11 protein-coding genes and 2 pseudogenes are annotated in these 14,150 nt (G+C 38.3%); 8 read left to right on the forward strand and 5 right to left on the reverse strand.

What is annotated here, in order from left to right; all coding sequences use genetic code 11:
• Window positions 1–45 precede the first annotated feature (45 nt).
• Entirely contained in the window at window positions 46–2,994 is a 2,949-nt protein-coding gene (locus H5203_RS04820) for a DUF3857 domain-containing transglutaminase family protein (protein WP_182757882.1), read from the forward strand.
• Between the two features lie 419 nt (window positions 2,995–3,413).
• Here the strand turns inward: H5203_RS04820 and ylqF are convergent, their stop codons facing one another.
• Complete coding sequence (ylqF, locus tag H5203_RS04825; RefSeq protein WP_145240293.1) at window positions 3,414–4,367, reverse strand: ribosome biogenesis GTPase YlqF; 954 nt, start codon at window positions 4,365–4,367, stop codon at window positions 3,414–3,416.
• 238 nt (window positions 4,368–4,605) lie between these two features.
• Between ylqF and H5203_RS04830 the strand changes: the two genes are divergently transcribed.
• From H5203_RS04830 to H5203_RS04845, 4 genes and pseudogenes are all read left to right on the forward strand, one after another.
• Complete coding sequence (locus H5203_RS04830) at window positions 4,606–5,562, forward strand: hypothetical protein (protein WP_182819437.1); 957 nt, start codon at window positions 4,606–4,608, stop codon at window positions 5,560–5,562.
• Window positions 5,563–5,596: 34 nt separating this feature from the next.
• The gene (locus H5203_RS04835; protein ID WP_182819438.1) at window positions 5,597–6,502 is read left to right on the forward strand and encodes a PD-(D/E)XK nuclease family protein; all 906 of its coding nucleotides are present in this window, start codon (window positions 5,597–5,599) and stop codon (window positions 6,500–6,502) included.
• A 106-nt stretch (window positions 6,503–6,608) separates the two neighbouring features.
• A pseudogene (locus tag H5203_RS04840) lies at window positions 6,609–7,648 on the forward strand (IS481 family transposase).
• Window positions 7,649–7,852: 204 nt separating this feature from the next.
• Window positions 7,853–9,372: pseudogene (locus H5203_RS04845) on the forward strand (ISNCY family transposase).
• A 115-nt stretch (window positions 9,373–9,487) separates the two neighbouring features.
• Here H5203_RS04845 and H5203_RS04850 read toward each other — a convergent pair.
• Complete coding sequence (locus tag H5203_RS04850; protein ID WP_145240257.1) at window positions 9,488–9,667, reverse strand: AlpA family transcriptional regulator; 180 nt, start codon at window positions 9,665–9,667, stop codon at window positions 9,488–9,490.
• A 371-nt stretch (window positions 9,668–10,038) separates the two neighbouring features.
• Between H5203_RS04850 and H5203_RS04855 the strand changes: the two genes are divergently transcribed.
• Both H5203_RS04855 and H5203_RS04860 read left to right on the forward strand, forming a co-directional pair.
• On the forward strand, window positions 10,039–10,575 hold the full coding sequence (locus H5203_RS04855; protein WP_145240254.1) for a YaeQ family protein: 537 nt from the start codon (window positions 10,039–10,041) through the stop codon (window positions 10,573–10,575).
• Between the two features lie 28 nt (window positions 10,576–10,603).
• Window positions 10,604–11,200: an alpha/beta hydrolase gene (locus H5203_RS04860; protein ID WP_182757879.1), complete on the forward strand. Its 597-nt coding sequence runs from the start codon at window positions 10,604–10,606 to the stop codon at window positions 11,198–11,200.
• On the opposite strand, the gene H5203_RS04865 is transcribed toward H5203_RS04860, so the two are convergent.
• Window positions 11,197–11,406 carry a hypothetical protein gene (locus H5203_RS04865; protein ID WP_182730701.1) on the reverse strand — a complete coding sequence of 70 codons (210 nt, stop codon included), beginning with the start codon at window positions 11,404–11,406 and terminating at the stop codon, window positions 11,197–11,199. The two genes, H5203_RS04860 and H5203_RS04865, sit on opposite strands and share 4 nt — an antisense overlap.
• Window positions 11,407–11,755: 349 nt before the next feature.
• Between H5203_RS04865 and H5203_RS04870 the strand changes: the two genes are divergently transcribed.
• Window positions 11,756–12,229, forward strand: coding sequence for a Dps family protein (locus tag H5203_RS04870; protein ID WP_182819439.1), 474 nt, complete (start codon window positions 11,756–11,758; stop codon window positions 12,227–12,229).
• A gap of 75 nt (window positions 12,230–12,304) precedes the next feature.
• Here H5203_RS04870 and H5203_RS04875 read toward each other — a convergent pair whose 3' ends face one another.
• Window positions 12,305–13,216 (reverse strand): GGDEF domain-containing protein, encoded by a 912-nt coding sequence (locus H5203_RS04875; protein ID WP_182819440.1) that lies wholly within the window; start codon window positions 13,214–13,216, stop codon window positions 12,305–12,307.
• Between the two features lie 5 nt (window positions 13,217–13,221).
• Window positions 13,222–14,028 (reverse strand): alpha/beta fold hydrolase, encoded by an 807-nt coding sequence (locus H5203_RS04880; RefSeq protein WP_145240244.1) that lies wholly within the window; start codon window positions 14,026–14,028, stop codon window positions 13,222–13,224.
• Window positions 14,029–14,150: the final 122 nt, after the last annotated feature.

Below are 14,150 nucleotides of genomic sequence, written 5' to 3' on the forward strand. Positions count from 1 at the left end.
AACAACAATAGGGACACTTAAAACCAGCCAAAAAGAAGAACAATAATGAAATGGACTCAATTAACGAGCCTCACACTCAGTGTGTGTTTTTTAGTTATAAGTTTTTATAGCACCAGCCAAGAATACCAAATCCAAGCTGCAGATGATTGGGTGAAACAACAGCCACTGATTAAAACGGAAATCCCAGTCAACCAAATCGTCGATGGTACTTATTACCGATTACTTGATACCCAAATAAAAGTATCTGCTCAACATCCTCAGCAGCGCTTCACGCGTACTGTGATGCAGGCGGTGAACCAAACTGGCATCGATTACATTAGCCAACTTAATTTAGACTTTGATCCCAGTTATCAAACCCTCACACTCAATAGTCTTGGCCTTATCCGAGATGGGCAATACATAAATAAACTCGCTAGCGCACAATTTAAGGTCTTACAACGAGAAACCGAATTAGCCAATGGAATTTACAACGGCAGCCTAAGTTTAAATATTATTGTTGATGATATGCGCATTAACGACCAGCTCGATTACAGCTTTACGATTACTGGCCGCAACCCTATTTACCAACATTTTAGCGCGTCTCGCACATTAAACTGGTCGGTACCGGTGGCGCAACAATTTATGCGTGTGTTATGGCAAAAACCCACACCACTTTATATCAATACAATTAACGGCGAGGTTGACATAAAAGACACCCCGCTCGCTGTTGGTCATGACTATCAAATCAGCTTACACAATCAAGCAACAATCACATCTTCAAGCCAAACACCATATTGGTATAACCCGTATAAACAGGTTTTTTTCTCTGAATTAAAATCATGGCAGGAAGTTGCTAACTGGGCAGCCCCTTTATATCAATCCGCAATAGAAGTAACAGATCCTGTAACACTCATTGCCGATGAAATAGCCATGCGTAATCCACAAGCCTCCGATCGTATCGCCGCTGCATTAAAATTCAGTCAAGACGAGGTTCGTTATTTAGGCTTGGAGATGGGTACTAACTCCCACCAACCAACGTCGGCATCTGAAACTCTGGCACTTCGTTATGGTGATTGTAAAGACAAAACCGTACTGCTAATTTCATTACTTAAAGCAATGGGGATCAAAGCCTATCCTGCATTAGTGAACACTGACGAAGGTAAACGGTTAATTGAACTACCAGCCTCAGCACAAATATTTGATCATGTCATTGTCACGCTTGAGCATGCAGGTCAACGTTATTGGCTAGATCCAACAATAAACTATCAAACCGGAACTTTAGCGCATTTAGCACAACCAAATTATGGTTATGCCTTGATTGTTAAACCTTTTGAGCAACAGCTTACAAAAATGAGTCCCCCTGTAGATGGTATTACAATTAAAACACATGATAACTACACCATAGCTCTTAAACCTGAACAGCCAACAACATTTCAAACTAGTTACATATATAGCCAGTTTGATGCTGTAAATAGACGCAGTTCATTAGCCCGCAATGGACTCGATAAAATAGCGAAAGATTACCTAGAATATTACCAAGGCTATTTTCAAGGCATAGCCATTGATAAGCCGATGACGGTAACTGAGAATACAAATAACGGCGAGCTGTTAAGTGACGAGTTTTACCTTATTAATGATTTTTGGCAACCTGACGACGAAGGACTCAGAGCTGACTTTTATGCCTCAGAGATACAAAATAGCGTTTACGAACCCGATCAAATTAATCGCACAACGCCGCTGTATTTTAAGTACCCAAATAATATTGAAACAACTATTAAAATAAAATTTGAAGAACCAAATTGGCACTTTGATAATAAGCAAAGTGAAATTGATAATGCGTTCTTTAATTTCAAAAAGAATATCCACTTTACGGACAATATATTAACACTCGATTTTTCATTTAGCGCCAAACAAGATCATATTCCAGCTGATCAGATTAAACTGTACCTGAGCGAACGAGACAAGCTAATCGACAATGCGCAGTTTGGCATTGTTAAATATGTAACTGCAGATACCACTAGCAGTTTTGATTTAAACGATAATTGGATCATTGTAGTATTACTTGCTTACCTGCTCGCACTGATATTTTTTATTGTGGCATGGCGTATCGAGTCAGCAAAGCGCCCAACATTTAGTGATGCGCAGTTTTACCCAGTTACTAATGCAAAGTTTATTCTTTATAGTATTTTTACTTTAGGACTTTTTATTAACTACTGGAGTTATCGCAACTGGAAAGCAATTAAAATACAGCAAAATAGTCATATCATGCCGATTGCTCGCGGGATTTTCGCGATATTTTTTTATTACTCTTTATATTTAGAGCTAGTTGCACACAGCCAAACGCAGCACAATAAAAATAAAATCATGCCAAACGTCTTGGCAATTATTGCGTGGTTACTGGTTATTTTGGCAAGTCTCATGACCCGTATTGACGAAGCAACTACTATAGCTATTTGTATCCTGCCATTTTTATGGCTGCCATTAGTTAATTACATTCAACACCTAAACCAATCATCTGACGCACTTGCATACAATTCTAAATGGCGAGTAAGAAATATAGTTATCGCCATAATCTGGGTACCTATTTTATTTTTAAGCTTACTGGAAGAAGTCTATTTATTACCGAGTACCGCTATCGTAAAAGGCGATAAATTGTGGTCATTTCAAATGCAATTCTTAAAACGCCATCAATTAGTACCTATTGATGAAGATGTTTTATATTTTTACAGCGATGCGTGGGTAGATTTTCGTAACGACGGCAATGGTATAAGCGACAACTACATTTTTAGCTATTGGCAAAATGAACAAGGCCAACTTGAATCAAACTTAAAACACTTTAAGGATGTTACTAGCGTCGAAGTCACTTATGGCAGAACACAACTTGATAATACAGTGATTAAAGTTATCGACAAACAAGGCGAGCACTTTTTACTTATAGTTAATAGCGAAGGAAGCAAAGATAAAGAATTGGTAGAACAAATAAATAACCGCATTGCAAGTAATAAGACGCCATAAGCATTAGCAATGCAAAATAATCTAATATCAGCAAGAAGTCGGGCTGTGTAATATTAATGCCAACAAAGTGCTTTATTTGTTGTTTTTATCAGCAAATAAAATAAATGAGAATTATTTGCAAATGGGTGTTGACAGATCATAAGATCTAACTGATAATCAATATCAACAAGACGCAAAGCACAACGACTTGTACGGAATAAACTGATTTGTTTCTCGACCCTGAAACACGTGTGGCGCACGTAAACAGCTAAGGTTACCTGTTACTAACCGCAACGCCCCTTGATGTTGGTGACAGGTAACCGCCCTACTATTTTACTTGCTACATTGCTCATATCGGTGACGGTAGATATGAAACTAAAAAAGCCCTTACGGGCTTTTTTTATGTCTGTAATTTAGTGAGCTAACCAGTGGAAAAACAATTACCGGCGGTTTTTACGTGCTCGTGCTCGACGTTGTTTTTTCTCTTCTTCTTTAGCGGCTTTTTTAGCCTCAGCTGCAGCACGAAGCCCTGCAACCATCACTTCTTCTTCTTCACGCATAGCTGGAGTTTCCATAGTGATACGACCAATTATGCCATCGCGTAATTCATTAATTAGAATTTCTGACATTTTATAAGTATCAATTTGGTTACCACCACGAATACAACCACGCTTTTTACCCGCCATTTCAACAAATTCCCAATCATTTTCAGGTAATTCATCAATTTTATAACGCGCTTTTAAAAGTTCAGGATACGCCCGCAATAGATATTCAGCGGTGTAACTAGCGACTTCTTCATATTCAAGTGCGGTATCACGTATCGCACCTGTAGCACCTAAACGGTAGCCTGAGTTTTCATTTTCAACTTTTGGCCACAACATACCCGGTGTGTCGTAAAGCATGATGCCGTCTTCTAGCTTAATACGTTGCTGCGCTTTAGTAACCGCCGGTTCGTTGCCTGTTTTCGCAACAATACGACCCGCTAACACATTAATTAACGTAGATTTACCCACGTTAGGAATACCCATGATCATGGCTTTAATTTGCTTATCAGCACCGACTTTGTGTGGTACTAATTTTTTACACAGTTCATTAATACGATGAACTTCAGCCGCTTTATCATTACCAAACGCAATCGCTTTTACGCCATTTTCTTGCTCAAAGTAATCCTTCCACGTTTGCGTCATTTTAGGATCGGCTAAATCAGCTTTATTCAAAATTTTGATGACCGGCTTACCTTCACGCAACGTCGCCACCATCGGGTTTTCACTACTGTAAGGAATGCGCGCATCAAGCACTTCAATGATCACATCCATTTGTGGCATTATTTCTTTAATTTCATTACGGGCTTTATTCATATGCCCAGGGAACCACTGTATTCCTGCTCTACTCATTTGACTTTATGACCTTTAATTTCAGGCCGTAGCCTATGGGTACTAATGTGGGTACTAAAAGCAAAACCATGCTTTTGTACTTTTTGGTTATAAGTAGAGTTTACTATAAAATGACATATAAATTCTTGTTAATATATTAACCATATTTTGGACTTCTCAGCTTTTACTTCTACAGGCTGTTAAAGCAAAATAATTTCAAAACAATAAAAACATTTCATCAGCTTAAATAGGTTTAACAATGGACATGCATGAACTAGATATTCTTCCCGAGGGAACTACAAAGATTGAAGCGCTAATCGAAAAGTACCCTTTATCATTTTTTAACTTGGCCAATTCAAAGAAGCCTGTAATGCCTTGTGAGCTTTCTGAATTAGCTTACTTGGGGGATAAAATAAAAGGTCTAAATATTATATTAGATAATGCCGAACAATACGAAAGTAAAGATTTATGGCCATTTATAGGCCTGGATTATTTGCAGCTTAGCTTTTCTGATACCGATGTTTTTTTTGAAGATTTTGGAAACCTTCAGAATTGGTTACTTAATCTAGATAATTTGAAAGCGATTTATTTCCCACAAATTCATGAAGGCAGCGAACTAACAAATCTCATTATTCACTCTCTGTCTGCAAATAAATCATATCCATTAATAGTTATTTATAAAGCTAAAAAAGGAAAACGAGTCAAGCAACGCAATAAAGAGCCGACTCAAATACAAGCCCCTGGAAACAGAAAAATATATAGAGCAAATAAAGTTGAGTTAACACCAGAAGGAATTAAAAAAATAATCGCAAAAGACAAAAAATTAAGCTCTGCACCTGCAAAAGAACTCTTTTTTTCTGGGCCTTTAGAAGTAGAAGATGGCGAATGGCTTCTTGATGCAGACGGCTTATTTTTCGAAGAAAGTGAAGAAATTATCGTATCGCTTTCGGGTACAGATAGCTTAGGCAACTTTAATTGTTCTTGTCGTTGTTACTGGCAACCTGATGAGGGTGGATTTTACTTTGCTTCGCGCGTCCCTATTAAATACACAAACTATACCACTGATTCAGATTTTTATATGAGTATAAAATTTTCAGAAGTTAAAATCACAAATTCAGGTATCTGCTATTTGAAAGGCGTATGGTTGCAAAGTAATGAGCAATGGATAATTGAGGGTGAATTATCCAAAAATAAGTTTAAAACAATAGCTCTCTAAACCAAAAATAAAACTAATACATTAAGGTTATTTGATGAATATTTTCCATGTTTTGAGTCAGGGTAAATCAAGGCTGCATGAACCAAGTATGTCAGCAATGCTGGGCTACCTTCTAGATAGCAATAAAGACCATGGACTAGGCGATGCTTTTGTCCGTGTATTTCTAAATTTATTGGATAAAGAACGTTTCAAATCAATATTAGAAATGGACTTTGTTGATGCCCAGGTATCTTTGGAAGAGCCTTATGAACTCAACGGTAGCAGAAAAGACATAGATATACAGTTAACTATTTTGGGAGAAAAGCGCCAAGAAATCCATAGAATAATTATAGAAAATAAAATTAAAGTTGGTGCTGCTAACCCAAAACAATTAAATGATTATTATAAAGCGGTTATTGAAGATGAGCCTAGGATTAAAAATTTCAGCACAGTTTTTGTAACACCAAATGTTGAAAACAACCTTTTATCTGCTGAATATGAAAATTTACACCTTCAAGACTGCCTACATAAAAAGTACTGGATTTATTGGGCATCTGGAGGAAACTGCATAACTGACTTACTCACAAGCTTATTAGCGCAGGAAATGTCTGGTGACATTAACCCTATAAATGAGTATATGCGCCACACGATCAAAGCATTTATACGTCATAGTAAAATGACAACTGAACCAACTATTAGAAAGTCTATTAGAGTAGGCGAGGATATAGGAGAAGTAATTAAAGAGGCACTTATATCTACAAGTTCTGGAGCCTATAAGGTGGTTCTACGTGATAGTTTACAAATTCAGGTTTTTAATCAGGATAGCGGCGATAAAGAAATTGCCAGAAAGATACTTGCGGAGTATATAGATGAAAATGCTCTTTTAATTAATCACTCGAACCTTAATACCAGAGCGATAGGAAGAAAGTTTTTCGAACTTATCGATAAATCTAACTATTGACCTGTATTAGTTCAGACAAGATCTGACAATTCACTTGAAAAAGTGAGAGTTACCCGTTTTGATAAAGGTGTCGAATCTTTAATCAAAATGAAAAGAGGTAACTCTCATGCTACATACTAACAATCCAATCATTAAACACAAAGCTGGTTTACTCAATCTTGCTGAAGAACTTGGTAATGTCTCTAAAGCATGCAAAGTAATGGGCACATCTCGAGATACATTTTATCGCTATAAAGAACTTGTTGATGAAGGTGGCCTTGATGCACTGATTGATAAAAGTCGTAGAGGTGCAAATTTAAAGAACCGTATTGACCCTGTAATTGAAAAAGCAGTTGTCGAATATGCAATTGAATTTCCAGCCCACGGACAGCACAGAGCAAGCAATGAATTACGCAGAAATGGTATCTTTGTTTCTGGTAGTGGAGTTCGCTCAATTTGGCTTAGAAATAATCTAGAGAACTTCAAAAAGCGTTTAAAATCACTTGAAGATAAAGTAGCCAAAGAAGGTATCATCTTGACCGAAGCGCAAGTTACTGCGCTGGAAAAGAAGAAAACTGATGATGAGGCCTGTGGTGAAATTGAAACGATACATCCAGGTTATCTTGGGTCACAAGATACTTTCTATGTCGGCAACTTAAAAGGTGTTGGACGCATTTATCAACAAACATTTATTGATACATTTAGCAAAGTTGCATTTGCTAAACTTTATAAAACTAAAACGCCCATCACAGCGGCGGACATCCTTAATGACAGAGTACTACCGTACTTCGAAGAATATGAGCTGCCAATGCTCCGAATACTCACTGATAGAGGCACTGAGTATTGTGGTAAGGTAGAGCATCACGATTACCAATTATACTTAGCGATCAATGATATTGAGCATACAAAGACAAAAGCGATGTCACCTCAAACTAACTGTATTTGTGAGAGGTTTCATAAAACGATCTTGAATGAGTTTATCAAGTTACATTTAGGAAAAAGCTCTATGATTCACTTGAGGAATTACAAAAGGATCTGGACGAATGGATGGTTTATTATAATAATGAACGAACTCATCAAGGAAAAATATGTTGTGGTAGAACACCACTTGAAACATTAACAGATGGAAAAACGATTTGGGCTGAGAAAAATTTAGCTCAAATCTAAGCTGACAGACACCATAATAGAATGGGTAACTGTCAGATCAAGTCTGAGCTAGTACAGATTAGATTGTTAACACCAAGCGACTTTGTCGTATCTTAATTACCAAGCGATTCTGTCGTAATCGCTAATTACCAAGGGAATTTGTCGGTCACTTTTTTACGTGTCTGTTAGTGTTTTGTTTTTGGAATACTAGAAGGCATGTTGAGGATGATTGTGATGGATTCTAAAGCTCAACTCACCGTTGACATCATAGCTAAAGTGGTTGAAGGCAGGATAACAATTGCCAATGCTGCTAAGTTACTCAGTAAGTCTCGACGCACTATTGAACGCTACGTAAAGCAATATCAGCAAGTCGGTATTCAATTCGCTGTTCATGGTAACAGTGGCAAAGCCCCACCCAACAAAACGCCGGTATCAATAAAAAAGTGGTTCAAAAATTGATTCAGGAAAAATATTACGATTTGAATCTGTTGCACTTGGCTGAACAATTAGCTACGAATGAGAACATTGTTATTAAGCGTGAAACCCTACGCGGTTGGGCACATGATATTCATCACGTTAAACGAGCCAAACGAAGACGTAGCAATGTTCGAAAGCGCAGAGAGCGCATGGAAGCACCGGGTCTAATGATGCAAATGGATGGCAGTCCACATCGCTGGTTTGGGGATAAAAAGCACTGTTTAATTGCCATGATTGATGATGCGACCAGTGAAGTATATGCTGAGTTCTTCCCGTCAGAGACCACCGTTGGATGCCTGAAAGTCATGAGAGAATGTATCGAAACGAAAGGTGTGTTTAAAACGCTTTATGTGGACAGAGCCGGTATCTTCGGCGGCCCTAAACGCTGCAACTTCTCACAGATGCAGAGGGCTTGTGAGGAGCTGGGCATTGAAATCATCTTTGCCAATTCACCCCAAGGCAAAGGCCGTATTGAGCGAGCATTCGATACCTTTCAAGACCGCCTTGTTCCCGAGCTTAGGTTGAACAATATTAACGATATTGCCGCTGCCAATGCCTACCTTAAGCATGTCTTCATTCCGCAGTTCTGGCAGTCGAAAGTTCAAGTAAAATCACAGCAAGCACCTGAATTTACGCCTCTGTCGAAACACATCAACCTTGATGATATCTGCGTCATTAAAGACCATCGTAAAATACGTAACGACCATACCTTCAGTTATGGCAATAAGTTCTACCTAATAGATTCACCGCTCAAGCACTCCATTGCCAATCAGAAAATCGAGATAAGGAACACGAGTAAAAAAGGGTTTACCGCTCACTTCGCTGGTCGCAAACTCAAGATCTCGGAAGTTAATGAACCAAGCAAACTGGCATCAGAAGACTTGGCAGTACAGAAGAAACTTGAAGTATTAGCGTTAATCGAAAAACTCGGAAGCGTCAGCGCTGCATCACGCCAAAGTGGCGTATCACGAGACACTATTCATCGGCACTTAAGACTAGTTAAGCGAGGTGGCCCTGAAGCATTAAAACGCCAAGAAACACCTAATCTACGGCACAAAAACTGTGTGGATAAGGCGATAGAAGACGCCGTTGTGCAATTCTCAATTGAACACCCTCACCTTGGTCAGCAGAAAGTCGCGATAAAGCTCAGTGAAGCCCTTGGTGTTGATATTAGCGCGGGCGGTGTGCGCAGCATGTGGCTAAGAAACAATATGAATACCACCGCATTGCGAGTCGAAAAATCTAATGCTCTGGCTGAATCGGCATAAAAGGTAGCCAGTTTAGCAACTGGCTGATATGCTATTTACGACAAAGTCGCTCGGTAATTAGACCGACATAATCCCTTGGTAATCACACTAGTACAGATTAGATGACTACATGAGCCTATCCCCTTTCACCAATTCTTTCCATTATCCAATCATCAACTTCTGACTCAAGCCAGGCTACAGATTTTGCACCTAGAGAAACTTGCTTTGGAAATGTACCTTTAATCATAAACTCATAAATTGTTGAGCGGCCAAGTGATGTTTTTTCGATTACTTCTTTTAATTTGATTAAACGCATGGATTTCTTCAGTTGGTTATTAGTATATAACTTTACAGAGTATGTAATTTTTAACTGGTTCAGGTCACATACCCAAACCACCTTAAGATCTGAGTTTCAGTTGGAATTAAAAGTGATTTAGGCAAGGCATTGATTGCAAGTAATAGTGGTTCTATTGTTAAAATCAATAACGCAGTATCAATCGCTTTTAAACCAATCCTTAGGACGTTTCACAGCAACTTGATCTCTGCGTTATGACTACTTAACAGTGACTACACTTTTGCAAAGTTACGCCTTGGTATTAACCCCCTGTGAAACGCTGGGCTCTGTATCTTGAGGTGGTTTGGGTATTATTGCGCTATACTGACGCAAATTTTTTTAAATAAACTGTTATGGCTCTTAAATCGACGATTATTAAAGCGCAGTTATCGCTAAGCGATATGGACCGCAACGTATACCAAGACTTTAATTTAACCTTGGCACAACACCCTTCAGAAACCGAGCAACGCTTGATGATCCGCTTGCTTGCCTATGCACTTAATGCCTGTGATGGTTTAGAATTTACTAAGGGTTTATCGGCTGATGATGAACCAGAGCTGTGGCATAAAAGTTATAGCGATGAGATCGAGCTGTGGGTTGAGCTTGGTTTACCTGATGAAAAGCGTGTTAAAAAAGCCTGTAATAAAGCTAAAAAAGTGGTGCTATACACTTATGGTGAAAACAACCAAGCAATTTGGTGGCAAAAGCATCAACCTAAATTGTATGAGTTTAAAAATTTAAGTATTTTTAGTTTAGATTTTGCTACAACTCAAGCGCTGGCAGCGCTGGTTGATCGCAATATATCGCTGACTATTACCATTCAAGATGGTGATGTATGGGTGAGCTCTGATTCAGTTAACATTGAAATAAAACCAGTACAATTAATGTAATTGTAGGTTCAATAGATTAAGAGGGTGTATGACTGTTAAACGCGTTGTGGTATTACACGGATTGTATATGTCTGGCTTTGTAATGCGCCCTTTATGCTCGCAGCTCGAAAAGTCTGGGTTGGATATTCTCAACCTCTCTTACAATACATTGTCTCCCGATCGCGCCGCTATTTTTAAACAGATTGATAATTTTATTAATGATAAAAATACGGCCCTTGTTTGTCATTCAATGGGCGGACTGGTGGCGCGCGCATACCTTGCTGCAAATTCAGAGCAAAGCCAAAACGTAACAAAAGTTATTACTTTAGGCACACCGCATAAAGGCAGCCATATAGCCCGCAGAATGCAGCAAAAAGGCTTTGATATATTTTTAAAAAACAGTGTGGAATTTTTACTGACCGAAAATGGTGATTGGCCATTTAATGCCAAGCTTTATAGTATTGCTGGCGATTTACCGATCGGCCTCATGCCGCTAATTGCCAAAGGTAGTCAATCAGATGGCACGGTATTAATTGATGAAACCAAACTCAAAGGCATGGCAGAACATAAAGTGTTTCATTTAAGTCACACCAGTATGATCTACTCACGCCAAGTGATGAATTATATTGTTGAGTTGCTGGTTTAATCTTCTGCACTAGCAGCCACTTTATAGGCAACAAATGCGATGATTGCTAAGATCAGTGGTGTTGGCGCTGCGATATAGCCAAAGGTATCAAAGTTAGCAAAACTTGCTCCTGCTAAATGGCCGACTAAGCCAACTACAAATGCCAACAACGCTATACCAATAACAACTAATTCCATTTTACTTTCTTTTTGTGTTTTAGCCTGCATGTTATCTCTCCATCAAATTTATCTGTGTTGATTATGCGCCGACTAGAAACGTTAATTTTGACCTAAATCAAATAACCACTCGCCATGTAATAGCTTGCTATAAAAGCTTGTTTTAGATCATCTTATTGTGCTTTTATTAAGCTATTTGCGGTTATTTTGATTTTTGGGGTGGTTTTTTTAAGATTGGAGCCCATCTCTATTGTACGAACAAGTTAATTACTACAGCAGGTTGGCTAATAGGTAAAATCTATTGAGGTTATCGATTTTAACCATTTTACAGATTACTAAAAATGGCTGATACTTGCTTCAGTGTTTAGAAAACATCTTATCAGTTTATTAAGGAGAAGTTATGTCACAGGTAAACGCAATTGGTCTTAACAGCGCGAAAAGTGAAGATATCGTCAAGTCACTCAATACCCTGCTAAGTAGTTATCAAATTCAATATATGAATGCCCGCGGTTTTCATTGGAATATTAAAGGTCGCAACTTTTTTGAACTACACATCAAGTTTGAAGAAATTTATAACCTATTACTTTTAAAAGTAGATGAAGTCGCTGAGCGTATTTTAACGCTTGATGGCTCACCACTGCATGCATTTTCTGATTACTTAGAGATCAGCAAAATTAAAGAAGCAAAAAATATCAGCGATGGTGTCGCAGCAGTCGAAAACTTACTCGCTGGTTACAGCATCTTAATTAAAATGCAGCGCGATATTTTAGAGCAAGCAAGTGATGCACAAGATGAAGGTACGGCTTCATTGATGAGTGATTATATTACTGAGCAAGAGAAGCTAGTGTGGATGCTTAAAGCCTATTTAAATTAATTTTTAGATAACCACAAGTAGGCCAGCTTTTAAAGAGCTGGCCTACTTAATAAACATACTCTGTGATGTTTTAAGTTACTTTACCGCTTGAAAAAATTCAGTTCTATTTCGGCCTTGCTCTTTTGCTTGATATACCGCCTTATCTGCTTGGGCGTAAAGCGCGGAAAAAGACATTTTTTCATCAGCAATACTCACACCAATACTTATTGTTATTGGCGTATTTTCAACTTTAATTGTTGCAACTAACGCATGCAGCTTTTGGCAAAATAGTAACGTATTCTCTTGATTTGTATCTGGTAACATAATTAAAAATTCCTCACCACCAATACGCGCAACAAGATCTGTTTTTCTGCACTCGCTGTTAAGCTTAGCACCCAATTCTTTTAGTATGTCATCACCTTTCATATGGCCATAGGTATCATTTATGATTTTAAAAAAGTCTATATCGAGCATTAACAAGCTCACAATCTGATGCGATCTTGCAGCTTGCTCAAGCATTAGCGTGCTTCTGACTTTCATTTCTCTTCGGTTGAGTAATTGCGTTAACTCATCAGTAGCAGCCAGCTGCTTTAACTGTTCGGCTTGTGCTTCCAATACTGAACGTGTTTTTAGTAACTCCTCATAAAGTAAATCTCTCTTCGAGGCATTAAAAAAACTCCAATAAATACAATGATCAGACCCAATATGCGCATTCACTGTAACAGGTAAACGCTCGCCTTTGCCGTTCATTATAAGAAGTTGCATTTCTTCACATTTTTTTTCATGTAATAGGGTGGGAATTAAATAACTTTGAAAAAATATTTTTGATGACTTAGTAAACACCGTATCTACATTTTTCCCCAGCAACACCTCTGGCTGCCATTGGAGTTCGTTGGTAAAGTAACTATTAACGTAAATAATGATTCTGTTAGCGTCAGTCACACAGGCACCACAGGCAAAGTCATCTGGAGTGTAATTAATTTTGTATTGCGTAATTGTATTGTTCACTGAGGTTACTGCAAATATTCAATCATTATTTGCGCAATTTCATTCGGGTGTGTCATGTGCAAACAATGTCCATCAGCTGCAATTACACTAAGCTTGCTGTGTGGTATTCGCTCATGCATATATTCACCCACAGTCACGGCGGCTAATGCATCATTTTGACTTTGAAAAATTAATGTCGGCTGATTAATATCTGTTAATAAGTGTCGGTGATCAGATAAAAACGTTGCTTCTGCAAATGTTTTGGCAATCACAGGATCCGTTGAACAAAAACTGCCTGACAACTCCCGCATAAATTCATGGGTGTTGCTATCTCCAAGCACTAATGGTGCAAGGTAATTAGCCCAGCCAATATAATTTTTATCCATAATACTAAGGAGTTCGAGTAGATCTTGTGTTTCGAATCCCCCTGCATAATCTGGTGGATCATTTAAAAAGCATGGCGACGGGCATATCATAACCAAGTTTGAAAAATATTCAGGCTTTTTATTAGCAGCTATAGCACCAATCATGCTACTAACCGAGTGGCCAACAAATACCACCTTTGATAGCTGTAAGGCGTCACATATATCTATAACATCTTGCGCATACCCGTCTAAATTACTGTAACGTTGTTTGCTGTATTGTGAAATGTCGGACGCGCCCGAGCCAACGTAATCAAATAAAACAATGCTAAAGTTATCGGCTAATGACGCAATTAAAAAGCGCCACATGTTTTGGTCACAACCAAAACCATGAGCCAAAAGCAGCGTTTTCTGCCCTTTCCCAATTATTTTTACGTTATTCCTTCGTTTTATTTCATCAGCTAAACACATAACACGGTTCCTTTGTTATTTAGGGCCTGTTGACCTTTCAGGATTAAAATTTGTTCAATCTAGGGGCGATTTAATCGCGGCGCGAGATTTGTAACCTAGTAGGCTAAGTAAAAATCGAGCAA

Source organism: Pseudoalteromonas sp. SG41-1 (assembly GCF_014164575.1).
GTDB lineage: Bacteria > Pseudomonadota > Gammaproteobacteria > Enterobacterales > Alteromonadaceae > Pseudoalteromonas > Pseudoalteromonas rhizosphaerae.

Bases quoted from the DNA above. Each gene is read 5' to 3' on its own strand.
- H5203_RS04820 (WP_182757882.1), top strand. From the start codon at position 46: ATGAAATGGACTCAATTAACGAGCCTCACACTCAGTGTGTGTTTTTTA.
- ylqF (WP_145240293.1), bottom strand. From the start codon at position 4,367: ATGAGTAGAGCAGGAATACAGTGGTTCCCTGGGCATATGAATAAAGCC.
- H5203_RS04830 (WP_182819437.1), top strand. From the start codon at position 4,606: ATGGACATGCATGAACTAGATATTCTTCCCGAGGGAACTACAAAGATT.
- H5203_RS04835 (WP_182819438.1), top strand. From the start codon at position 5,597: ATGAATATTTTCCATGTTTTGAGTCAGGGTAAATCAAGGCTGCATGAA.
- H5203_RS04850 (WP_145240257.1), bottom strand. From the start codon at position 9,667: ATGCGTTTAATCAAATTAAAAGAAGTAATCGAAAAAACATCACTTGGC.
- H5203_RS04855 (WP_145240254.1), top strand. From the start codon at position 10,039: ATGGCTCTTAAATCGACGATTATTAAAGCGCAGTTATCGCTAAGCGAT.
- H5203_RS04860 (WP_182757879.1), top strand. From the start codon at position 10,604: ATGACTGTTAAACGCGTTGTGGTATTACACGGATTGTATATGTCTGGC.
- H5203_RS04865 (WP_182730701.1), bottom strand. From the start codon at position 11,406: ATGCAGGCTAAAACACAAAAAGAAAGTAAAATGGAATTAGTTGTTATT.
- H5203_RS04870 (WP_182819439.1), top strand. From the start codon at position 11,756: ATGTCACAGGTAAACGCAATTGGTCTTAACAGCGCGAAAAGTGAAGAT.
- H5203_RS04880 (WP_145240244.1), bottom strand. From the start codon at position 14,028: ATGTGTTTAGCTGATGAAATAAAACGAAGGAATAACGTAAAAATAATT.